Raw genomic sequence first — 22,451 nt, forward strand, 5'->3', positions numbered from 1 at the left:
GTGACCGGTACCAGGCCGGACCTCACGACAGTGGTCGTCAACTGGAACACCCGCGACCTGCTGGACGACTGCTTGCGCAGCGTCTACGAAGCGACCCCTCACGGCCTCACGAACCACGTGGTGGTGGTCGACAACGGCTCGACGGACGGCTCGGCGGAGCACCTGCGCAGTCACTGGCCGCAGGTCGACCTGGTCGCGAACGACGAGAACGTAGGGTTCTGCCGGGCGAACAACCAGGCGTTGCGGATCACGGAGTCGCCGTACGTCCTGCTGATCAACACCGACGCCCGGCTCGAACCAGGCGGGATCGACGGCATGCTCGGCTACCTGCGCGACGATCCCACGTGTGCCGTCGTCGGTCCGCGGCTCGTCTACGGGGACGGAACCTTCCAGCGGTGGACGGCAGGACAACCGTTCACCCTGCGTACGTTGGCCAACTACCTTCTCGGGCTGGAGCGGTTGCTTCCCGGCCGGCCGGGTGCCGCCGGCATCTATCTCGGGCGGGACACCGACCGTGCCTTCCAGCCGGGCTGGGTGTCCAGCGCGGTGATGATGCTCCGGCGTTCGGCCATCGAGCAGATCGGGCTGCTGGACGAGCGGATCTTCGTCTACATGGATGACGTCGACCTGTGCCAGCGCGCCCGAGACGCCGGCTGGAACGTGTGGTACGCGGCCGACGTCACCGCGACCCACTTCATGGGCGCCTCATCGCGGCGAGCCCCGGGTCGCGCCTCGCCCGAGGCGCTGCGGGCCCTGAACCGGTGGTTCGTACGCCGGCACGGTCACGCCGCCGGTGTGGTCCTTCGCGGCCTTGAGGTCGCCGGCTTCGGCGGACGAGCCCTGGCCTACGTCGGGTTGGCGGTGGTCACCCGGTCCCCGGGGCGTTCGTCGGCCCTTTCACAGATGCGCGTACACGCAACCCGCCTCCGACTCGCCCTGGAGCCGATCGATGTCCGGAACTGACCAAGCCCACCGTGGCGACGCCCACGGCCACACCATCTCTGACCACGGTCGAAGGATCGACGGCCATGGCCTGATGATCGAGGACCGGCACGACCACGAGGCCGAGACGTACGACGCGATGGCCAGGGAACTGCTGGCGACCTGGACCGACGACGACTACCGGGTCGACCCGGCACGAATCCCCTTTCCCAACCGCGAACACGTCGACTACCTCACCGCTGCCGTCGACCAGCTTCGCCCGTTGGCCGGAAAGCGGATTCTCGAGGTGGGCGCCGGTGGAGGTTCGCTGGCGGTCTGGCTCGCGCAGCAGGGAGCCGAGGTCGTCGGCATCGACGTGTCGGCGGGCATTCTCGAGGTGGCGAGGAAGCGGGCGAAGGTCAACGACGTGGCGGGCTCGACCACCTTCGTGCACTGCCCGGTCGAGCGGTTCGACCCGCGTGCGGCCGGACTGGACCACGATCGGTACGACGCGATCATCGGCAACAACGTGGTCCACCATTTCGACCGGCATGCGGCGATGGCCAGCCTGTGCCGTCTCCTCGCACCCGGTGCCGTCGCGGTCTTCTGCGAGCCGGTGTTGTTCGCGCCCGAGTGGGTGCGATCGGTCCGTAACTCCCGCCTGGTGACCCGGCGGTTCCCACCGCACACCCACACACCCGACGAGCGATCCCTTGGCGAGGAGGACTTCGCGATCATGCGCCGCTGGTTCCGCCATGTGCAGTGGCAGCCGTTCCAGCTGCTGGCCAGGCTGCAGAACTTCGTGGAGTTGTCCGACCGCACCTGGAACGCCCTTGAGTCCATGGACCGCACGATTCTGCGCTGTGTTCCGTTCAGCCGACGGGCCTGCCGGATGGTCGTGGTGACCCTGGCCCTTCCGCGAGAGGAAATCCGATGAAGATGCTGGCAACCGGGAGCGCGGGGATGCTCGGCAGTGCCCTCGTCCCCACGCTCGTCCGCGCGGGCCACGACGTGGTGGCGACCGACATTGACCTGACCGACACTCACCCGTGGGGAAGCGCCGGCCCTCGCCTGCTCTGGCTGGACGTCCGCGACCGGCTGGCGGTGCGGAACGCTGTCCGCGAGCACCGACCCGACCTGCTGTTGCACCTGGCGGCGGAGACGTCGCTGGAGCTGAGCGACGCCAACCCCGACCACGCCTTCATGACCAACACCGTGGCAACGAAGTACGTCGCGCTGGAAGCTCGCCGGGCCGGCATCCCGATGACGTACATCAGCACGGCCGGTGTGTTCGACGGGGAGAAGCTCACCCCCTACACCGAATTCGACCAGCCCAACCCGCTGAACATCTACGGCAAGAGCAAGTACGAGGGCGAGCTCGTGGTACGCGAACTGCTCGACGAGTACTACGTGATCCGAGCCGGCTGGATGGTCGGAGGAGGTCCTCGCAAGGACCACAAGTTCGTGGCGCGCATCATCAACCAACTCCGCGACGGCGCCACCCGCGTCTACGCGGTGACGGACAAGCTCGGCACGCCGACCTACGCGCCGGATTTCGCCGAGTGCTTCCTCGGCCTGGTCGGGTCGGAGCTGTACGGCCTGTACCACATGGCCTGCGGTGGTGAGGGCAGCCGCTACGACGTGGTGGCTCGGATGCTGGAGGTCCTGGGCCGTGACGACGTGGAACTGGTCCCGGTCACCTCTGAGCACTTCGCCGCGGAGTTCCCGTCGGTACGCCCGCGCTCGGAGATCATGCGCAACCTGGTACTCGACCTGCAGGGCATGAACACGATGCGGCCCTGGCCGGAGGCACTCGAGGAGTACCTCACCGTCAACTTCGCCGACCTCGTAGCGGCTGTTCGAATCGCCTGACCGAGCCGCCGTCTTCGAGCCGAAGTCCCAACTTCCCGGGAGTCCCACCATGAGCACCCTTGCCGTCCCCGACCCGGCCGACCAACGTCGGCCCGGCACCGACTCCCGTTCGGTGGCCGTCGTCATCCCGATCCCGAGCGACCCGCCGTGGGAGCTCTTCGACGCGATCCCGCCGGAGATTCCGATCATCGTCAGCGACGACAGCGACGGCCGGCTCACTCCGCCCGCGCGGCCGAACGTCTTCTTCTACGACTACGCCGCTCAACGCGCCTACGCGGGCAAGCACTACGAGGCGATGCCGCACAAGAGCGCCGCGAGCCGGAACATCGGGCACTACATCGCCTACAAGGAGGGCTTCGACGTCGTCGTCGCACTCGACTTCGACTGCCGGACTCGTCCTGGTTGGCTGGCCTCTCACCTGGAGGCACTGGGAAAGGTGGTCGAGGCGCCGGCCCTCGCCCCAACCGTGCCGGGCGGCTGGGTCAACTCGATCGACCAGACCTTCACCGACGGGCAGGCGGTGTACGCGCGCGGCTTTCCCTACGAACTGCGCACCCCCGAGTTGGCCGGGGTCGAACAGACCACCGCCACCGGTGAGGTCAAACTCAACATGGGTGTGTGGGATGGCGTGCTGGACCTCAACGGGGTCGACAAGTTGTACGGCGGCGAGCCCGGCGATCCCGGTGTCGCTGCAGGAACCAACCGGATCGCGCTGGGAAACATACCGGTGTGCGGCATGAACACCGCGTTCGCGGCCGAGCTGACTCCGGCGTACTACTTCCTGCCGGACGTCTGGGTGAACGGCTGGCAGCTGAGCCGGCACGACGACATCTGGGGCGGTTACGTCGTCAAGAAGCTGATGGACCTGCGTGGCGACCTGTTCGCGTTCGGTGCGCCGGTGGTCGAGCACACCAAGCAGACCCGGCTGGAACGCGTGGTCGTCCTGGAACAGTGGATGCACCTGATGTCGGTACCGTTCTACGAGCTCGTGGACGAGGCGGTCGCCGAGGTCTCGCCGGGGCCCTACGCGCAGATGTTCGCGCACTTCGTGGAGGAGTTCCGCGACGTCGTGGGTGCCAGCCGAGCCCCTGTGCACTACCGCGCCGTGTTCGCCGAACTGGGTGACTGGATGGCCCGCTGGGCGGGAGCGTTCGCGTGAACGCGGTCCGGGAGGTACCGATCCTCGGTGTGGTCGGCGCGGGCACGCTGGGCGTCAGCCTGGTACAGGCCGGCCTCGCCGCGGGGTCGCCGGTCACGGTGCTGGTCCGCGGCGGCGAGGAAGGCGCGGCGAGCAGGCGCCGGGGGATTGCCCGCGCGTTGCAGCGGGATGTCGACCGAGCCGCGCTTCGGCCCGACCAGGCGCGGCTGCGGCTGGACCGCCTGCGGGTGACCACGGATCCGGCCGACCTCGCCGGGGCCGAGGTCGTACTGGAGAGCGTTCCCGAGAACGTCGCCGCCAAGCGTGCGGTGATCGCCACGGTCGAGTCCGTTGTGGACGGGAACTGCCTCATCGCCAGCACCACGTCGAGCATTCCCGCGGCCACCCTTGCGGTGGGTGCCCGCCGCCCGGAGCGGATCGTGGTGACCCACTACTGCTGGCCGGCCCACCGGATGCCGCTGGTCGAAGTGGCCCTGCACGCCCGCTGCGACGCGACGGCAAAGCAGCGGCTGGAGTGGCTGCTGGCCAGTCAGGGCAAGCAGTGGCTACGGACAGCCGACCGGCCAGGTTTCCTGACCACCAGGGCGCTCTTCGCGTACTGGGACGGAGCGATCCGGCTGCTCTGCGAGGGGTATGACGCTGCCGCGGTGGACGAGGCGCTGGAGAGGTACGGCTGGCCCCTCGGCCCGTTCCGCGTCATGGACGCCGCCGGCGTGCGCAGCGTGGTTCGGATCAACCAGTGGCTGGCACCCTTGCTGGGCAACCGGTTCACTGCGCTCGCACTGCTGTCCGGGATGGTCGACGCGGGGCTGGACACCTTCTACCACCGAGACTCAGACGGCAGGCGACGCTCGCGTCCGGAGATCGGTGACCACCTGTGGGGCCTGACGGGCGGCACAGCGCCCCGCCAGGCCGGCACCCCACTGCTGGCACGGGTCATGAACGCGCTCGCCCACGAGGTGACGCTCGCTGTGGCGGAGGGCGTGCTGCCCTCATGCGAGGACGCGGCCGCGGCGTACGACCTGGCCTTCGGATTCACCGGCCCGAACGGCGGGCTGCGGGCATGGATGACCGACGTCGCGATCCCGGGTCCCGGAAGCTCCCCATCGGCGCCAGGTCGGCCGTTCCTGGCCGGCGCCACATCGACCCGACACGGATCGGAGCAACCATGTCCTTCGTGATCCTTGGGACGGGGAGCGACCTGCCCCCGAAGATCGTGTCCAACGAGGACATCGAGCGGGCAAGCACGGACTACGACCCGGTTCGTGCGCGGCAGAGCCTGCACGAGTGGGTGATGCAGCGCGCCGGGGTGGCGACGCGGCACCGGCTGGACAACGGCGAGGGCACCTCCGACATGTCCGTGCGGGCGGCCCGGCGGGCGCTCGCCGACGCTGGAGTCGCTCTCGACGAGATCGACCTGCTCGTCCTCGGCACGTTCACCTCCGACAGCCGGCTGCCTTCGACGGTCAGCCTGGTCCAACAGGCCCTCGGCGGCAGGGCGAAGTGCCTGCAACTGGAGACCGCCTGCACCGGCTTCGTCGACTCGCTGCTGGTCGCGACCTCGGTCATGTCCGCCGCCGGTTACCGCACCGCGTTGGTCATCACGACCGAGGCGATGTCGGCGGTGACCGATCCGGAGCGGTTCATGTACCAGGCGATCTTCGGTGACGGAGCGGCGGCCGTGGTCATTCGCGACCTGCCCGGCTCCAGCTACGGGATCGAGGCCCTGTGCACCCACACCGACGCCACGCACTGTGAGTGGACCTGGGTCCCGGGCGGCGGGACGAAGCATCCGATCACCGCCGAGGTGCTGGCCGACCGCAGCCAGTACGTGAGTCTGGACACAAAGGCCATCTACCGCTTCGCCGTGGAGAAGATGGTCGATGCGACCCACGAGGTGCTCGACACCAAGGGGCTCAGCATCGAAGACGTCGACTGGCTCATCCCGCACCAGACGGGCGCGAACATCATCGCCGAGGTGGTCGAGCAGCTGAAGATCCCGCCGGAACGGGTGATCACCTGTCTGGACCACACCGGGAACGTGTCCGGCGCGTCGGTGGCCATCGCGCTGGACGAGGCACGCGCGAGCGGTCGGCTGGCCGACGGCGACCGGATCGTGGTTCCGGTGGTCGGCGGCGGGATGGCCTGGGGCGCGGTCAGCTTCGTCTGGCGCCGGTCGGCGGCCGCCCGTGCGCAGGAACCGGAGAGGGCGGCGAGCTGAGATGTACGACAAGTACTACGACCAGGTGGAGATCGGCGACAGCGCCACCTACGGCGGTGTGCGGGTCACCGAGGAGTACATCAACCGCTTCGCCGACCTCACCGGTGACCATCACCCGCTCCACGTCGACCCGGAGTTCGCCGCGAGGTCCCGCTACGGACAACGGATCGCCCATGGCTTCCTGGTGCTTTCGCTCAGCGCGGGAATGTTCCCGATGAACCCGAAGACCGTGTTGGCCTTCTACGGGATGGACGGGGTTCGCTTCGTGAAGCCCACGTACATCGACGACACCCTCCGGGTGCGGCTCACCGTCACCGACAAGACCGACAAGCCTGCCGGAGGCGTCGTGCAGACCGCGCTGGAGATGGTCAACCAGCGCGACGAGGTGGTCGCGGTGGCCACCATGCGGATCCTGGTGGCACGCAGCCCGATCCGGGTCGAGGTGGCGGGATGAGCGGAGCGGGCGTGGCCCGGACCCGGCGCCCGTACACCTGGCCGCCACTGCGGTTCTACAACTCGGTCGCCGATCGGGTGCCCCGGCTGGCCAGGCCGCTCGGCACCGTGCCGGAGCTGCAGGCGGCGGCACTCTCGGTGGCCGGGCCGCCTCCCGGGCAGCGGGGCGACGGCGACTTCGGCGACCCGAGCTACCTCTCCGGTCTCGAGGGCTTCCTGGCGGCGCTGTCGGCCGAGGCAGACCTGTCACCGGCGGGCCGGATCTTCGCCCGCGGCGCGATCGTGTCGGCGCTGACGAACCGGCTGCTGGTCCAGCGCGAACTGGCCGACCATCCGGAGGTCGCCCGGCGACCGGTCGGACCGGCGATGGTGGTGCTCGGCCTGCCGCGCAGCGGGACGACGCTGCTGCAGCACCTGCTCTCCCTCGACCCCGCGAACCGTTCGCTGCGGCAGTGGGAGGCGAACCGACCGGCACCGGCGCCGGCGGTCGGCGCGGAGTCCTCCGACCCCAGGGTCCGGGCGGCGGAGCGGGCCACCCGGGTGTTGGACCGGATCGCCCCCGCGGCCCGAACGCTCCACCCGACCGGCCCGCGGCTGCCGTGCGAGTGCGTCACGCTGTTCGCGAACAGCTTCGCCAGTCTGGAGTTCAGCGCCATCTACCAGGTGCCGTCGTACACCGGCTGGTGTCTCCAAACCGACATGCGCCCGCACTATGCGTACTACGTGACCCAGCTGCAGGTGCTGGCCCGGCACGATCGCCGCGACCGGTGGGCGCTGAAGTCGCCCGCGCACCTGTTCTGGATGGACGAGCTCGCGCACGCTCTGCCGGAGGCGACGCTCATCCAGTTGCACCGGGACCCGACCGAGGTCCTGGGCTCCTACTGCAGCCTGGCCGCGGTGCTCGCCGCCACCAACGCCCGGCGCGTCGACCGCCGAAAGATCGGCACGTTCTGGCTGCGCATCTGGGTCGAGGGTGTCCGCCGCGCGCGACGGGCCCGGCTCACGCTGCCGGCGGCCAGGATTCACGACGTTCGGTACGCGGATCTGGTCGCCGATCCGGTCGGCTGCGTCGCGCGGCTCTACGACGCCTGCGGCATCTCGTTCAGCGGTCGGTACGAGGCCGCGATCCGGGACTACCTGGACGGTCCCGGACGGCACGGCACCGGCCGGCATGGCTACTCCCTGGAGGACTTCGGCCTTGACCGGCACCAGGTGCGCGCACAGTTCGAGGAGGCTGGCCATGTGCTGTGGCAGTGACCTGATCGGGTGCTTCGGCGACGACCATCCGGCGGTAGGCGGCCGGCAACGCTCGGGACGGTCCCGATGAGGGTGACCTTCGACGGGGTGTTCCTGGGCGAGGGTCGCGGCGGCGACGAGACCTTCCTTCGCGGTCTGCTGGCGGGGCTGGCACTGCGCGCCGACCCGGCCGACCGCTTCGAGGTGCTGACCCCGAACGGCGTGCTGCCGCCCGAGGTCGCGTTCGCGCCCGCCTTCACCGCCTCGGCGATCCGGCGACGACCAGGGCCGTGGCATTTCACCCGGACACTGCCCGCACAGCTGCGCCGGGCACGGCCGGACATCCTGGTCGCCGTCACCCATGGGCCCGTCGGCAGCCCGATACCGGTGGCACTGACAGTCGGGGACCTCTCCTTCGAGCACCGTCGCCGGGACTACCCGCCGGCGACCGCGTTCCGGCTGCGCACGCTGGTGCGGCGTCAGGCGCGCGACGCGTCGGTGGTGCTCGTGCCGAGCGAGTTCACCCGGGCGGACGTAGTTGCCAGCTACGGTGTGGCTCCTGAGGCGGTGAGGGTGGTGCCGAACCGCGTGACCGCTCCTGCGCGCCTCGATGCCGGCACGATGGCCGAGGCCGATGCGTGGCTGGCGACCCGCGGCGTACGTGCGCCCTTCCTGCTGTATCTGGGCAACCTGCATCCGCGCAAGAACGTGCCGCTGCTGATCCGTTCGTTCCTTCGTGCACAGCGAGCGAACGCGGACCTGCGCGGGCACCAACTGGTGATCGCAGGGGGACGCTGGTTCCGCGGTGACGACGAGAAGGAGGCCGCAGCGGGCAGTGGGCAGGTGGTCTTCCTGGGTAGGGTCAGCGACTCCGTTCGGTCTCGACTGCTCGGCGGTGCCTCAGCTGTCGCGTACCTCTCGCTGTTCGAGGGTTTCGGGCTGCCGCCCCTGGAGGCCATGGCACACGGAACCCCGGTGCTCACCTCGCTCGCGACCTCGCTGCCCGAGGTCTGCGGGAACGCCGCGCTGCTGGTCGACCCACTCGACGGCGAGGCGGTGACCGCGGGGGTGGTCCGCATCCTGACAGACGAAGCGCTGCGCGAGCGGCTGCGCGTGGCCGGGCCGGCCCGCGCCGCGGAGTTCGACACCGAGCGAGTCGGAACCGCGGCGGTCGACGCGCTGCGATGGGGGCTGGCGCGTGGTCCTGCTAGGAGAAGGTGAAGGAGAAGGAGGAAGCATGTGGAACTCACGCGGTGACGGTTCCCTGGGGCTGCTGGGGACCATCCGGGCCGACCTGGCTGCCATGTCGACTCTCAAGGGCAGTCCGAAACTCACGGCGGCGTCCGCGGTCGACGTGCTGGCGTTGCCGGGCACCTGGGCGGTGCTCCTCTTCCGGCTGGCGGCCCACTGCCACCGCTCGCACCTACGCCCGTTTTCCAGGATGCTGTACTTCCTCGACGTCGTACTCTTCGGCGCCGACCTCGCGCCCGGTGCGCAGGTCGGGCCGGGACTGGCGATCCCGCATCCGGTCGGCTGCGGTTGGGGCAGCGGGCTGACCGTGGGGCGGAACGTGATCATGACCGGAGCCGCGCGGTTCGGCACGGCCGCCGCCCAGGACGAGGCCCGGATGGGACAACCCACCATCGGTGACGACGTGATCCTGCTGGACGGGGCCAAGGCGATGGGCCCGGTGAGCATCGGGGACCGAGCCGTGGTCGCCGCCAACGCTCTGGTGCTCCACGACGTCCCGCCGGACGCGATCGTGGTGGGCCAGCCCGCCCGAGTGGTAAAGATGCGCTACGAGCGCCCGGGCTCCGTGGGCCGGGACGGTGCCGTACTCGCCGCCGAACGCGCGGTCGCGGAGGCCGCAGGGACCACCGAGGGCAGATGAACGAGCAGGCAGGGGTGACCAGGCCGAGGCGATGGCTGTACGCGGCCGGCCTGACGATGTTGGCGCCGTTCCTCGCCGAGACGGTGGCCTCGTCCAACACCCCGGCAGTGGTCTTCCCCCTCGTACTCCCCGTCCTTCTCCTGGTCTACGGGGTGCCCGCGCTGCTGGTCCGCGAACTCTGGGTTCGCCAGCGGATCGGCTGGCCCGGCGTCCTGGTGCTGGGACTCGCGTACACACTGCTCAACGAGGGACTGGTCGCCGCGACCTGGTTCAAACTCGCACCCGCGTCGGGCAAGGTGCTCGTGTTCACCGCATCGCAGGCGTTGCACGTCGGCGGAGTGAACCTGGCGGTCGCGGCAGGCCTTGTGGTGTTCCATACCGTCTACAGCATCGTGCTCCCGTGTGCCCTGGCTCACGTGTGGGCGGGAGGGGCCCGCGGCGTGCCCTGGCTGGGTCGCACCGGCATCATGGTCGGCTCCGCGCTGGTACTGCTGGTGATGGTTGGCTCGCTGACTCCCAGGGCGACAGTTCGGGCCTGCACGGGACCAGCCCTGGCCAGCTGCACGGTCGGCCGGCGGTTGAGTTTCCTCGCCATCGTGCTGCTGGTCGGGCTGGCACTGGCCCTGCCCAAGGCGCGTGCCGCGGGCCAGGCGGTGAGCAGGCCGCGGCCCGCCATGCTGGTGGCGGCCGGAGCGGCCTTCGCGGTGGCGTTCCTGATCGGGTTCTTCGTCTTTCCGCTGGCCGGGGTGCCGATCCTGGGTGCCGCGACGGCGGTCGCGCTCACGGCGCTCGGGACGAGCGCGGCCGTGCGTTGGTTGCGGGCGCCGGACTGGGGCAGCCGGTCCACCGTCGCCCTGGCCGCCGGCCTCCTGCTGCCCGGCATGATCATCTCGTTCAAGGGGTTCGCGGTCGGGCAGCCGCTGGCCGCGGTAGCGGCAGCGGTGCTGCTCTGGCGGCTGGCCCGCAGGGCCGCTCCCTGTCCGGTCGAACCGGCGCGACGTCGGTGAGAGTCCCTCAACCGCCGTGGACGGCGAGCAGGGCCTGGATGTAGCCGATCGCGTGAGCGCGGGCGCGGTGACCCCACTCGGTGTCGTTCACCACCCGTGGCACGTGGTCGTCGAGCAGGAACCCGTCGAACCCGGCCGCCACCAGTCGCCGCATCACCGCCGGCGGATCGTAGTTTCCCTCGCCGAGGAAACACTCGCAGAACGCGGGAACGGTGCCCTGGACGTCGCGGAAGTGGACGTAGGCGACCCGGCCGCGCGGCACGAAGTAGTCGATCATGTCCTCGACGGCCGCCGCCCCTCCCGCCATCTCCGACGTCGTACCGAGGCACAGGTCGATGGCCCAGGCCTCGCTCCGCCCCGCGAGTTCGTACGCCCGGCGGAAGTTCGCGGGGGAGTTGAACAACCGGGCGACCCCTCCGATAGCTTCCACCGGCGGGTCGTCCGGGTGCAGCGCCAGCCGGATCCCGCACTCCTCGGCCACCGGCATCACGGCCTCGCAGAAGGTTCGGTAGTTGTCCCACATCTGCTCGGCGCCGATCCGTAGGCTCGGGTCGACCTGCGGATAGTCGACGAGGTTGCCGTCGGCCACCCGCGACTCGTCGAACGCCGTCACCAGGGCACCGCCCCGGCCGGGCTCCACCGAGGTACGCCACACGAACGTGGGCATGAAGTGATAACCGAGGATGGGGATACCGGCCGCCGCGACGTTGCGCACGGTTCGCTGGAAGTTCTCCAACTGTCGCTCGCGGCCGGGCGCTCCGGTGAGCACCTTGTCGTAGAAGGACATCGGGACATTCTCCAGCGCCTCCAGGTGCAGGCCGGCGTCGGCGCATCGGCGGCGCAGGGCGACCAGGTCGTCGAGCTGCCAGAAGCCCTGGTCCGCCGGTAGTCGCGGCGTGTTGAACTGCACGCCGTCGATACCGAGCTGGCGGGCGAACAGTGCGGTCTCGTCGTCGAGCTCGTTCAGCTGTCCGATGATCACCCGGATCGTCACGTCGGGCTACCTCCTCAGCGCAGGGTGCGGGTCCGCGGCGGTCACTTCGTCCGTCCTGCCGGGTGGATGGGGACCTCCACGATGGAGTTGGGTGGGATCCGGACGGTACGAGACGTGCCGTCGGGCATGAGGACGGACTTGTGGACCTCGCTGTCGGCGTGGCTGAGCAGCACGAGGCGATCGGCGAGCCGGGCGAGGTAGACCAGGTCCGAGACACCGTCCACCGGTGCGCAGTCGTTCGCGCGTAGCCAGTCGGTCAGAGCCGGCACGGCCCAGGAAGCGCCGTGCGCCGCAGGTCCGGCAAGCTCGGCCGGGTCCCGCGGTGAGCCGAACCAGCGGATCGTCCCGTCCGGGTCCCCGGGCCTGCGCAGGATCGTGACCGGATCCATGTCGTCATCCCCGTCGACCGGTCGCAGCTCAGTTGTCTCCAGTACGGCGAGCAGGCCACCGGATCGGGCCCACCGCCGAACGGCCCCGAGTGTCTCACGGTGGTAGTGGGTTCCGCCGAGAACGACCACAGCGCGATAGCCGTCGAGCGCGCCGGCGGAAATCGTCGTGTCGTCGAGGAAGTCGAGGTCGAACGCATCCCGCAGGTCCGCGACCCGTGCGGCGACCTTCCCTGTGCTGATCTCCCCGAGGACCAGGGGAGTGTCCGGATACAGGACGGCCACCTCTGTCTCCGGATGGCCCATCTCGATCCGGTCGTAGTTGGCGACCCAGGTGTCAACGCAGGATTGACGGGCAAGCACGTTCGGGGCGTAGAAGTGCAGGTTCCGCGTCCCGGAGGTCGCCGCGTTGTAGATCCGGGCCGTGATGCCCTTCTCGTCGACACCGCCCGCAGGTTCGAAGCCGAAGTACGCGCCGTGGAAGCGGCCGGCGGAAGCCACCCACCGCGTCATGGCGAAGTTGTGGGCGTAGTTCGAAGCCTCGTTGGTGACGCGTACGCCGGCATGGAACTGCGCCGCGAGCTGACACTGGTCACCGAAGTGGGCACCGTGGTGCGGTGAGGCGTCCCCGCCGGTGCACAGGTAGATCGGATGGTTCGGGAAGTGCCGGCGAGTGGTGGCGAGCCAGCGTCGAGCCAGGGAGTTCATCGAGGCGCGGTACCACCCGACGAAGTCCAGCCAGCGGCGCCGGTCGCAGGAGTTGGACACGGCGTACGTCCCGGGCGCTGTCGGCTCGTCCACGCGGAAGTCGTCGTCCGGATCGACCCGTAGCCGGGGAAAGCTGACTTCCGTCGGGTGGGCGAAGGAGGTGCCCCAGCGCCGGTTGAGCAGATCGAGGTCGCCGTCGTGCCATCGCAGCGCGGCGGCCTGGAAGTCGGCGAGGGCGAACCGGTCACCACACCAGTAGCCGCCGTGGGTGTGGTACGGCCCCGGGATGACCGTCGTCCACGTCGTCCCCGTCACCGGGAAGATCGCCTCACCGAAGTCGCCGGTGATGCCCAGCAGAAGCGCCTCGATCACGTCGGTGTCGCGGTAGTGGTCGGCGAAGGCCGCGAGGAACCGGTCGACGTGCCGGTCGAAGCGCTGGTCCCAGATGCTCTGGGTGCCGTTCGGCAGGCCGTGTTCGAGACAGATCAGCCCGCGGAAGTCGTCACCGCGGCGGTACCAGTCCGGCAGTGAGTACGTGGGTCCTGCGATGAGGAACGGAACCCATCGCAGGCCGTGCCGCCGCAGTACGTCCACCTGCTCGTCCCAGAACGAGAAGTCGAAGACGCCCTCGCCCTGGTTCTCGACCGTTTCCCAGGTGACGTACAGCTCGACGCTGGTGAAACCGAGCCGGCTCACCCGATCCGCGTCGGCGTCGGTGAGCGGGGCGGACATCCCCAGGCACAGCTCCACCTCCCGGCTCATGCGAAGGTTCACGCCGTCCAGGTCCGGCGTGCCGTTCTGGTCCGCGGTGCGTTCGGCCGCGAGCGTGATGGTGGGCCTTGGTGCCTCGGTGCGCGGCTCGTCCAGGTCTGCGACGCACCGGAAGCCCATGCCGTTGCCGCCGACGCCGCCGAACACCCGCAGCCGTCGGCTGACCCGAAGGTCCCAGGCAGTGCTGTAGTACGCGCCACCGCGCAGGACCCGCCGCATCCCCCAGCCCTCGTCGGGTGCGTCCAGGCTCACCTGCTGGTCGGGGTAGTCGTGGAACCAGTTGGCGCACCATTCCCACACGTTGCCGGCCAGGTCGTACAGACCGAAGCGGTTCGGTGGGAAGGAGCACACGGGCGCGGTGTAGCGGTGGCCGGTGCTGTGCCGCCAGTCGCGCCACGGATGTTCGGACTCCCTGGTCGCATACTGAGCGCGGCGGCCTCCCGGCTCCTCCTGCCCCCACGGATACCGCGCGCCCGGGATGCCGCCGCGCGCCGCGTACTCCCATTCGGCCTCCGTCGGCAGCCGCTTGCCGGCCCAGGCCGCGTAGTCGGACGCGTCCTGGAACGACACGTTGACGACCGGGTGGTCGGGGCGCGTGGAGAACGAGTTCGGGAGCCGTTCCCAGCGGGGTGAGTCCGGGTGAGCGCGGCCGGTGGCTGCACAGAACTCACCGAACTGCCGGTTGGTGACCGGATGGAGGTCCATCGCGAACGCGCGTACCTCCACGTCGTGGACGGGACCCTCCTCGCGTCCGCCGTCGGCCGCCCCCATGGCGAACCTGCCACCGGGTAGCTCCACCATGTTCGGCGGCGATGCCGAACCGGACGCAGGGCTCGATGTCAACGTCGGCTTGCCGGTTGTCCCGTCCATGATGATCAGCCCTTCACGGCGCCGAGGATGATGCCTTTGACGAAGTACCGCTGGAGGAACGGGTAGGCGAGCAGGATCGGGACCGTGGAGAAGATGATGGTCGCCGCCCTGATGTTGTCCGCGGAGATCACCATCCGCTGCAGGTCCTGGGTGGGGGCGTTCATGCCGCCCATGCCGAGCATGCTCTGGTCGATGATGATCGAACGCATGACCACCTGGAGCGGCCACTTCGAGCTGTCGGTGAGGAAGAACAGCCCGGTGAAGAAGTCGTTCCAGTGCGCCACACCGTAGAAGAGCCCGATCGTGGCCAGCACGGGTTTGGACAACGGCAGCACGATGTGCCACAGCACCTGCAGGTCCGAGGCGCCGTCTATACGGGCGGACTCCTCGATCTCGGCCGGGATGCTCCAGAAGAAGTTCCGCATCAGGATGAGATTGAACGGTGACACCAGTCCGGAGAAGACCAGCACCCACACGTTGTTGATCAGCCCGATGTTCTTCAGCAGCAGGTACGTCGGGATGAGGCCCGCGCCGAACAGCATCGGGACGATCACGATCCACATCAGGAGCCGGTAGCCCGGGATGTAGGTCTTCGACAGGCCGTACGCCGCGGTGGTCGTGAAGAACAGGTTCAGGCTCGTACCGACGAGCGTGGCGAACACCGTCACTCCGAACGACCGCATGAGCACCGGAGTCTCGAAGATGTAGTGGTAGGCCTCGGCCGTGAGGTTTCTCGGCAGCAGCATCAGCGGGTCGGCGGCGATCGACGCGCTCGAACTCATCGACTTGGCCAGGATGTTGACCATCGGCAGCAGGGTGACCAGGCCGAGGACGATGAGTACGACATGGATGATCGTGTCGGCCCATCGGGGGTTGCGGTCGAGTTGGGCCCGCCGCGCCGGACTCGTGATCTGGTCGCCGCTCACGAGTTCGGGGTCGGAGGGGTCTGTGCCCGGTGAGTCCGGCCCGGCCGTCCGCGTGGGTGGTTGTTCTGAGCTGGTCACCATATCGATCGCTGTCCCATCCTGCGCAGCACGTGGTTCGCGGTCACGATCATCACCATGCCGACGACACCCTTGAACAACCCGACGGCGGTCGCGGTCTCGAACTGCGCGTCCAGTAGGCCGATCCGGTACACGTAGGTGTCGATGATGTCCCCGACGTCCAGCACCGCGCCGTTGTAGAGCTGGAAGATCTGGTCGAAGCCTGCGTCGAGCAGGTTGCCGAGGGACAGGACCAGGAGTACGGCCATCACCGGTCGAAGGCCCGGCAGTGTCACGTGCCAGATCTGACGCAGCTTGCCCGCGCCGTCCACACGCGCGGCTTCGTACAACTGCGCGTCGATCCCGGACAGCGCGGCGAGGTAGATGATCGCTCCCCAGCCGAACTCCTTCATGATGCCGGTCAGCACCACCACCGATCGGAAGGTGTCGGGATTGGTGAGGAAGTTGACCCGGTGCCCGCCGGCGTCGAGCAGCAGGGTGTTGAGAAGTCCACTCGGCCCGAGGATGTTGATGACGATGCCGGCGAACACCACCCAGGAAAGGAAGTGCGGGAAGTACGTGACGGTCTGGATGCTGCGCTTGAACCACCGGGTGCGCACCTCGTTCAGCAGCAACGCGAAGATCAGCGGCACCGGGAAGCCGAAGACGATCCGGTAGGTACTGATGAGCAGCGTGTTGCGGACGAGCTGGGGAAACTTCTCCGACGACAAGACCGCCCTGAAGTTGTCCAGGCCCACCCATGGGCTGTTCCACATCCCGCCGAAGACCCTGAAGTCCTTGAACGCGATCTGCAGGCCGATCATCGGAAGATAGGCGAAGACCACGAAGTAGACGATGGTGGGCAGGATGAGCAGGTAGATGGTGCGGTACTGCCAGATCCGGGCGGCCGTGGAGCGGCGAACGGGCCGGGGTGCGGCGACCCGCTCAGCCACGCGGGTGCTCATAGGGAGGCGTACTGCGGCTTGGACTTGTCCTTCTGCAGTCGGTTGACCTCCGCGATGATCTTGTCGCCACCCGCGGCCCGCCACTTGTCCACGGCCCGCAACCAGTCCTGCCGGGTCGCCTTGTGGTTGATGATGGTGCTCTGCGTCGGCTTCTGCAGGAGGTCCTCGAACAGCTGCGTTCCCTTCTTCACCTCGGTGGGGGACATGATCGTCGGATCGCGGTAGTCGGCGTAGGCCTTGGCGGTGTACTCGTCGAACTTCCCCCTGATGTAGTCGAACCGGTCGGCGACGCCGGAACCCTCGAAGCCGATCCTCATCGCTTCCCAGTCCAGCTTCTCGCTGTAGGGATCGAGGAAGTGGAGTGGCTCCAGTTGAGGGCCCTGGTACGCCTTGTTCCGCTCGTTGTCCGGGATGGGCACCTTCCGGCCCTTGTCGACCTTGTAGGTCCTGCCCTCCACGCCCCAGCGGCGGAAGGTGGACCCGTCGGTGAGAGTCCAGTTGAGGAACCGGAAGAAGCCGTCGGGGTCCTTGATCTTGGCCGACACGTAGAAGCCGCGGTCCATCGGGAAGACCACCCGGTTTCCGCCCAGCTCACCCAGCGGGGACACGACCCCCACCCGGGCATTCGGGACCACCTCGCGAAGGTCGGTGGAGATTCCGGGGAACGCGAGCCAGTTCTCGATCGCCATCACCGTCTTGCCGGCCTTGAACTTGTCGGTGGAGAAGTTCGGCTCCTTGTTGACGCCGTAGTCGGGGTCGAGCAGGCCCTTCCTGTGCAGGTCCTGCAGCCAGAAGTAGAGGTCGATCTCCTTGTCCTTCATGAACCACGGGACGAGCCGGCCGCGGTCGTCGGCAGCGGGCTCCCAGCCGTTCTTGGCGACGCCGAACGACGTGGCCAGTTCCTTCGCGTGCCACTCGTACCCCATCGTGAACGGCACGAGCTTCGGGAACTTGCTCTTCAGCGTGGTGAGAGTGGTGACGAACTCCTGCAGCGTCTTCGGCTCGGGCAGGTTCGCCTGTTCGAACAGGTCCTGGCGGTAGAAGAGGAAGAACGGCACCTGAGGCCAGATCAGATTGGGTATGAAGTACGTGTCGCCGTGGGTGTCCTTGAGGGTCTTCCAGATGGAGTCCGGAACGGCCTTGCGGAGCGCGGGGTATTTCTCGAGGTAGTCGTCGATCGGCAGGAAGGCGCCCTCGTCCTGCGCTTCCTTCCAGGTTCCGCTCACCGGGCCAGAGCCCCAGATGACGTCCGGGATGTCGCCAGAGGCCAGGACCGTGTTCACCTTCGTGTCGTAGTCGATCACGGGGATGATCTGGACCTTGATGTCGACGTGGGCCTTGTTTTCCAGCGTCCGTTCGTACGCGCCGTTCTTGGTGTACGTCGCCGGACCCCAGGTGGGCCGCAGATAGCTGAAGGTCGTGACCCCACCCGAACTGCCGCCTCCACCGCCGCTTCCGTTCGAGCTGCACGCACTGACCGAAACGCTTCCCAGCAGCGCGCCGGCAAGAAACTGACGTCGTCTGAGCATGTCGGATCTCCTAGCGGTGGGCCGGACCGTGCACATGCGGGTGAGACGTGGCGATGACTGGACCAGCTGGTCGGAGAGGCTGCGCAGATACAGGCAGATGCGGGGCGCAGACCGCGGTCCAGGTGGCTCGAAACGTAATAATCAGAATGTCGACGTGTCAACGACGGCGTCCGATCTTGCCCGCCGGCTGACTCGCGTTCCCAACGTTGACACTATGAACGATGTCGAGAATCACACCTTCAGAAGGACACGATGACGGCACATGACAACACAGGGCGGGTCCTCCTCTACGAGGCGGTGAAGGCATCCCTGCGTGCGGCCATCGCGAAGGGGGAGTACGTTCCGGGGGCGCTGTTCGTCACCGAGCGCAAGGTCTGTGAGGAGTACGGCGTCAGCAAGACGACTGCCGTACGCGCCCTCAACGACCTCGTCGCCGAAGGCGTCCTCGTCCGCCGGCAGGGAAGCGGGACCTACGTCGCCGAACCACAGACGTCGTCTCCGCCGACTCCCCGGGCGAGCAGAGGATCCGGCAACCGTCACCCGACCATCGCCTGCGTCCTGCAGGGCCACGGCGGGGGGCACGTGAACCAACTGCTCGGGGGAGTGGAGGCCACCTGCTCGGCGCTCGGCTTCCGCGTGCTCCTGGCGTACTCCGAGAACGACTCCGAGCTCGAGGCGCGGGCGCTGTACCGGGCACTGGACGACGACGTGGACGGCATCGTGCTCTACCCCGCGGAGGGGCACGCCCACGCCGACCTGTTCGCCGAAATCCGGCACCGGAACGTCCCGCTGGTCATGGTCGACCGTTACCGGCCGGACGTGCCCACGGACGCGGTAACCGCCGACAACCTGGCGGTCGGCTATCAGGTCACCCAGGAACTACTCGCTCTCGGCCACCGGAGAATCCTCACGTTGTGGAACGAGGTCGACTGTACGAGTGTCCGGGACCGGTTGACCGGACACCTGCAGGCCCTCCGCCACAACGACGTGCCGATCCGCCCCGACCTCACTGTCCTGCGCAGGTACTCCGGCCGCCCAGGCTCGGGCGCGACGGGAACCCTCGAAGCTCTGCTGTCCCACCCCGAACCTCCGACGGTGCTGTTGTGCGGTAACGGTTACACGCTCGCGCAGGCTGTGGAGGACGTGGTGGCCCTCGGCATGGAGATCCCGGGCGAACTCGACCTCGCCGGAATGGACGACTCCGGGCCGTTCGACATACTGCCGCTCACAGCGGTGGCGGCGACGCTCCCGTCACGGCAACTCGGAGCCGAGGCCATGCGGCTGCTCCACTCCCGGATCGGTAGTCCCGAGCCGTACCGCGACGTGCGGCATGTCGTACTGCCGATCGCCGTTCGTACGAGGGAGTCCGCACCCGGTCACCTGCGGGTGCACCAACGAACGACGAGAGTGCCGCCCGAAGAGTGATCGCAGTCGGTCGTCAAGACCTTGATGGCTCCGTACCACCTGGATACGATCTTCGGGATATCGGAGCTGTCTCCGTTATTTCGTACGGTCGTGCCTTCTCCCTCTCAGGTCGAGGACGGTGAGCCATGGCAGTCGAGGGCCCGGTACGCCTCGCGCTCATCGGCCTCGGCTCGATCGGCTTGGCTGCACATCTCCCGGCAATGCTGAGGTCGGACGCTGTCCAGCTGGTGGGCATGGCCGATCCTTCGAGGGAGCGCCGGGCCGTCGCCACCACCCGTGCGCCTGGTGTGCCGATGTACACAGACGCGACGGCGCTGTGCGGTGCGGAAGGTGTCGACGGCGTGGTCCTGGCGACGCCGCCATGGGTGACCACCGGACTGGCGGAGCGGTTTCTGCGAGCTGAGCAGTTCGTCCTGGCGGAGAAGCCGATCGCCGTGTCGACGGCCGAGGCTCGACCACTGACCACCTTGTCGACCGAGCGGCAACGGCGGCTTCAGGTCGGGCTGACCTACCGACACGATCCAGCACTGGCGCGGTTGCGGGAGTGGGTTCGAACAGGACCGCTTCACGGTCCGCTGCTGATCCGTGCTCACATCTATGACGAACGTCTGGATGCGAACGACCCCGAGCACTCGGCCCGCGTCCACCAGACGCTGCGCCACGGTCCTCCGGTGCTGCACGAAGGAGCCCACGTGTTCGACTGGCTGGCGTTCCTGCTGGACGGTGCGAGCCCGCGGGTGTCCGACGCCTGGTCCGTGCGCACCGATCCGGACGTTGCCTCGCCGAACCTCAACGGGGCAAGACTGACCTACGAGTGCGGAACGACCGCCCTTGTGGAGTTCGGCTGGCTGACGTGCGAGCTTCCACGGTGTGAGCTCACGATCCTCGGACAGCACGGTTATGCCGTCCTCGACGGCTTCACCTTCCGCCTGACGCTTACCTCCGACGGCGAGACGAAGGTGTACGACGACCCGGCCGACCGGACCGAGCGCTGTTTCGACCGTCAGCTCGGCGCGTTCGTGGAACTGGTGAGCGGACGGGGCGATCGGGCGGTACCTGGGCTGCCCGAGGGGCTCACCGCGCTGGAGCTGAGTGAGCGGATCGCGGGCGCGGCGTCGGTGTTCACGATTCCCCGAAGGGAGCGCACGTGATCGACTTTCACACCCACACACCGGCCTGGAAGACCGCGACCTGGTTGGCAGGCGCGTCGTTCGGTGCCCGGGAGTTCGTGGAGTTCATGGACTCCGCGGGGATCGACGCCGCCGTGGTGCTGAGCCACGACGGACTCTTCAATCCCACTCCTGAGGCGAACGACGAGGTGGCCGCGTTCGTTGCGGAGTATCCGGACCGGATGGCGGCGTTCGGCACCGTCAGTCCCCGCCAGAGTGGTGCGGTGCCGGAGGTCGAGCGCTGCTTCAGCCAGCTGCACATGCGAGGGCTCAAGCTGCACCCGTGGCTGCAGGGATTCTCCATGCACGAGCCCGCACTCGACCCGATCTGCGAGGTGGTCGCCGGGGCGGGAGGAATCCTGCTGAGCCACGACGGCACACCGCCGTACTCCACGCCGCTGCAGATCGCGGCCCTGGCTCGAAGGCACCCGAACCTCCCCGTGGTGCTGGGGCACGGCGGCCTCCACGACTGCTGGCGGGAGGCCCTCGCCGCCACGGTGGAGACGCCGAACCTCTACCTGTGCATCTGTGGGACCCCGCCGTACGCGGCCCGCCGGATCCTGGCCGAGGCGCCGTCCGGGAAGGTCCTCTTCGGCACCGACGCCGGCCTGTCCGACAAGGCGAGCCAGGACTACGCGGTAGCCCGGGTCCGCGAGATCGAGGGCTGGGGGATCACGCCGGCTCAGCGACGATCGATGCTGGAAGATGCTCCGCGAACGCTGCTGGGAGATCGAGGACCGCTACGGGGCAGGGCATGACCGACACCATTGTCGCGGTTCACACCGCACTCGTGAGCATGCCGGCACATCCCGACCTTGTCGTCCGCGGTGCGAAGGGCGCTCACGAGCGGTCCGACTTCTGCCTGGTGAGGGTCATCACCAGTGCCGGAGTCGAGGGATACGGCGAAGTCAGTTGTACCCCTCTGTGGAGCGGCGAGGACGGGCCGACTGCCCAGCATTTCGTACGGACCGTACTGGCGCCGGCCCTCCTGGGTCGTCCCTTGGTGCCGGTGGCTGCGTTGGAGCAGGCGATGGATCGGGTTCTCGCGCGCAACCCGTTCACCAGGGCCGGCGTGTCGACCGCGTTGTGGGATGCCCACGCCCGAACCCTTGGCGTGCCGCTCGCCGTCGTGCTGGGCGGCCCACTACGTACCGAAGTGCCCATCAAACTCTCACTGTCCGGTGACGGCGAGCGCCTCGAGCAGGTGCACGCCAAGGCGGTGCAGGCCGGTTTCGCGGCGTTCAAGGTCAAGGTCGGCCTCGGCGTCGAGGGGGACGTCGCCAGGGTCGCGCACGCGAGGCGGCTGGTCGGCGCGGGCCCGTTCCTCGGGATGGATGCCAACGGAGGCTGGTCCCGGGGAGAGGCACGCACCGCGCTTCGCCGGCTGCATGACCAGGACGTCGCCTTCGTCGAGCAGCCCGTCGACGCCAACGATCTCGAAGGCATGGCGGCGCTTCGGGCCGAGGGCCTCCCGGTGGTGGCCGACGAGTCGATCTTCGACCTGGCCGACCTTCGCCGGGTGATCCGGCAGGACGCCGCGGACGTCGTCAGCGTGTATGTCGGGAAAGCCGGTGGGCCTGGCCGAGCGGTGGAGCTGGGCACGATCGCGCACGCGTTCGGCCTGGCTTCGTTGCTGGGCTCCAACGGCGAACTCGGCCTCGGCGCCGCCGCGCAGGCTCACGTCGCCGCGGCACTTCCGGGCCTGACCACGGCCTTCCCGTCCGACATCATCGGCGCGCATTACTACGCGGACGACATCCTCGCCGAACCGCTGCCGAGTAACGGACGGCGCGTGTGCCTACCGCCAGGCCCCGGGCTCGGCGTTCAGCTCCGTGAGGACGTGCTCGTCCGGTTCCGCTGACCTCGGCCACGACCCAGAAGGGGACGCAGC

20 protein-coding genes are annotated in these 22,451 nt (G+C 68.5%); 15 read left to right on the forward strand and 5 right to left on the reverse strand.

Annotated elements, in window-relative coordinates; translation table 11 throughout:
* From BLU27_RS18310 to BLU27_RS18360, 11 genes are all read left to right on the forward strand, one after another.
* A complete protein-coding gene (locus tag BLU27_RS18310) occupies positions 1 to 963 on the forward strand; it encodes a glycosyltransferase family 2 protein (protein WP_157728645.1) in 963 nt (320 codons plus the stop codon).
* Positions 950 to 1,858, forward strand: a complete 909-nt coding sequence (locus tag BLU27_RS18315; RefSeq protein WP_092654889.1) for a class I SAM-dependent methyltransferase — start codon at positions 950 to 952, stop codon at positions 1,856 to 1,858. The genes BLU27_RS18310 and BLU27_RS18315 overlap by 14 nt, the downstream gene beginning before the upstream one ends.
* Complete coding sequence (locus BLU27_RS18320) at positions 1,855 to 2,793, forward strand: SDR family oxidoreductase (RefSeq protein ID WP_092654890.1); 939 nt, start codon at positions 1,855 to 1,857, stop codon at positions 2,791 to 2,793. Before BLU27_RS18315 ends, BLU27_RS18320 begins: the two co-directional genes overlap by 4 nt.
* 49 nt (positions 2,794 to 2,842) lie before the next feature.
* Positions 2,843 to 3,952, forward strand: coding sequence for a hypothetical protein (locus BLU27_RS18325; protein WP_092654891.1), 1,110 nt, complete (start codon positions 2,843 to 2,845; stop codon positions 3,950 to 3,952).
* Positions 3,949 to 5,133, forward strand: coding sequence for a 3-hydroxyacyl-CoA dehydrogenase family protein (locus BLU27_RS18330; RefSeq protein WP_092654892.1), 1,185 nt, complete (start codon positions 3,949 to 3,951; stop codon positions 5,131 to 5,133). The genes BLU27_RS18325 and BLU27_RS18330 overlap by 4 nt, the downstream gene beginning before the upstream one ends.
* On the forward strand, positions 5,121 to 6,173 hold the full coding sequence (locus tag BLU27_RS18335; RefSeq protein WP_157728646.1) for a 3-oxoacyl-ACP synthase III family protein: 1,053 nt from the start codon (positions 5,121 to 5,123) through the stop codon (positions 6,171 to 6,173). The genes BLU27_RS18330 and BLU27_RS18335 overlap by 13 nt, the downstream gene beginning before the upstream one ends.
* Position 6,174: 1 nt before the next feature.
* Positions 6,175 to 6,627 carry a MaoC family dehydratase gene (locus BLU27_RS18340; RefSeq protein ID WP_092654894.1) on the forward strand — a complete coding sequence of 151 codons (453 nt, stop codon included), beginning with the start codon at positions 6,175 to 6,177 and terminating at the stop codon, positions 6,625 to 6,627.
* A complete protein-coding gene (locus tag BLU27_RS18345) occupies positions 6,624 to 7,883 on the forward strand; it encodes a sulfotransferase family protein (protein WP_092654895.1) in 1,260 nt (419 codons plus the stop codon). Before BLU27_RS18340 ends, BLU27_RS18345 begins: the two co-directional genes overlap by 4 nt.
* Before the next feature lie 66 nt (positions 7,884 to 7,949).
* The gene (locus tag BLU27_RS18350) at positions 7,950 to 9,083 is read left to right on the forward strand and encodes a glycosyltransferase family 4 protein (RefSeq protein WP_092654896.1); all 1,134 of its coding nucleotides are present in this window, start codon (positions 7,950 to 7,952) and stop codon (positions 9,081 to 9,083) included.
* Positions 9,084 to 9,099: 16 nt separating this feature from the next.
* Complete coding sequence (locus tag BLU27_RS18355) at positions 9,100 to 9,753, forward strand: serine O-acetyltransferase (RefSeq protein WP_092654897.1); 654 nt, start codon at positions 9,100 to 9,102, stop codon at positions 9,751 to 9,753.
* On the forward strand, positions 9,750 to 10,760 hold the full coding sequence (locus BLU27_RS18360; RefSeq protein WP_092654898.1) for a hypothetical protein: 1,011 nt from the start codon (positions 9,750 to 9,752) through the stop codon (positions 10,758 to 10,760). The genes BLU27_RS18355 and BLU27_RS18360 overlap by 4 nt, the downstream gene beginning before the upstream one ends.
* A 7-nt stretch (positions 10,761 to 10,767) precedes the next feature.
* Here BLU27_RS18360 and BLU27_RS18365 read toward each other — a convergent pair whose 3' ends face one another.
* The 5 genes from BLU27_RS18365 to BLU27_RS18385 are packed head-to-tail and all read right to left on the reverse strand — an operon-like array spanning position 10,768 to position 17,966.
* On the reverse strand, positions 10,768 to 11,754 hold the full coding sequence (locus tag BLU27_RS18365) for a mannonate dehydratase (protein ID WP_092654899.1): 987 nt from the start codon (positions 11,752 to 11,754) through the stop codon (positions 10,768 to 10,770).
* A gap of 41 nt (positions 11,755 to 11,795) precedes the next feature.
* A complete protein-coding gene (locus tag BLU27_RS18370) occupies positions 11,796 to 14,489 on the reverse strand; it encodes an SUMF1/EgtB/PvdO family nonheme iron enzyme (protein ID WP_092654900.1) in 2,694 nt (897 codons plus the stop codon).
* 5 nt (positions 14,490 to 14,494) lie between these two features.
* A complete protein-coding gene (locus BLU27_RS18375) occupies positions 14,495 to 15,496 on the reverse strand; it encodes a carbohydrate ABC transporter permease (protein WP_092654901.1) in 1,002 nt (333 codons plus the stop codon).
* Positions 15,490 to 16,425 (reverse strand): ABC transporter permease, encoded by a 936-nt coding sequence (locus tag BLU27_RS18380; protein WP_092657860.1) that lies wholly within the window; start codon positions 16,423 to 16,425, stop codon positions 15,490 to 15,492. Before BLU27_RS18380 ends, BLU27_RS18375 begins: the two co-directional genes overlap by 7 nt.
* Positions 16,426 to 16,433: 8 nt before the next feature.
* Positions 16,434 to 17,966, reverse strand: coding sequence for an extracellular solute-binding protein (locus BLU27_RS18385; RefSeq protein ID WP_157728647.1), 1,533 nt, complete (start codon positions 17,964 to 17,966; stop codon positions 16,434 to 16,436).
* Positions 17,967 to 18,218: 252 nt separating this feature from the next.
* Here BLU27_RS18385 and BLU27_RS18390 point away from each other — a divergent pair, with 252 nt between their 5' ends.
* The 4 genes from BLU27_RS18390 to BLU27_RS18405 all read left to right on the forward strand — a co-directional run bounded on the left by BLU27_RS18390 (position 18,219) and on the right by BLU27_RS18405 (position 22,421).
* Positions 18,219 to 19,391, forward strand: coding sequence for a GntR family transcriptional regulator (locus tag BLU27_RS18390; RefSeq protein WP_092654903.1), 1,173 nt, complete (start codon positions 18,219 to 18,221; stop codon positions 19,389 to 19,391).
* A 125-nt stretch (positions 19,392 to 19,516) separates the two neighbouring features.
* A complete protein-coding gene (locus BLU27_RS18395) occupies positions 19,517 to 20,542 on the forward strand; it encodes a Gfo/Idh/MocA family protein (RefSeq protein WP_092654904.1) in 1,026 nt (341 codons plus the stop codon).
* A complete protein-coding gene (locus tag BLU27_RS18400) occupies positions 20,539 to 21,318 on the forward strand; it encodes an amidohydrolase family protein (protein ID WP_092654905.1) in 780 nt (259 codons plus the stop codon). The genes BLU27_RS18395 and BLU27_RS18400 overlap by 4 nt, the downstream gene beginning before the upstream one ends.
* Entirely contained in the window at positions 21,315 to 22,421 is a 1,107-nt protein-coding gene (locus BLU27_RS18405; RefSeq protein WP_092654906.1) for a mandelate racemase/muconate lactonizing enzyme family protein, read from the forward strand. The genes BLU27_RS18400 and BLU27_RS18405 overlap by 4 nt, the downstream gene beginning before the upstream one ends.
* The last annotated feature ends 30 nt before the right edge of the window (positions 22,422 to 22,451 follow it).

The organism is Actinopolymorpha singaporensis (genome assembly GCF_900104745.1).
Lineage (GTDB): Bacteria > Actinomycetota > Actinomycetes > Propionibacteriales > Actinopolymorphaceae > Actinopolymorpha > Actinopolymorpha singaporensis.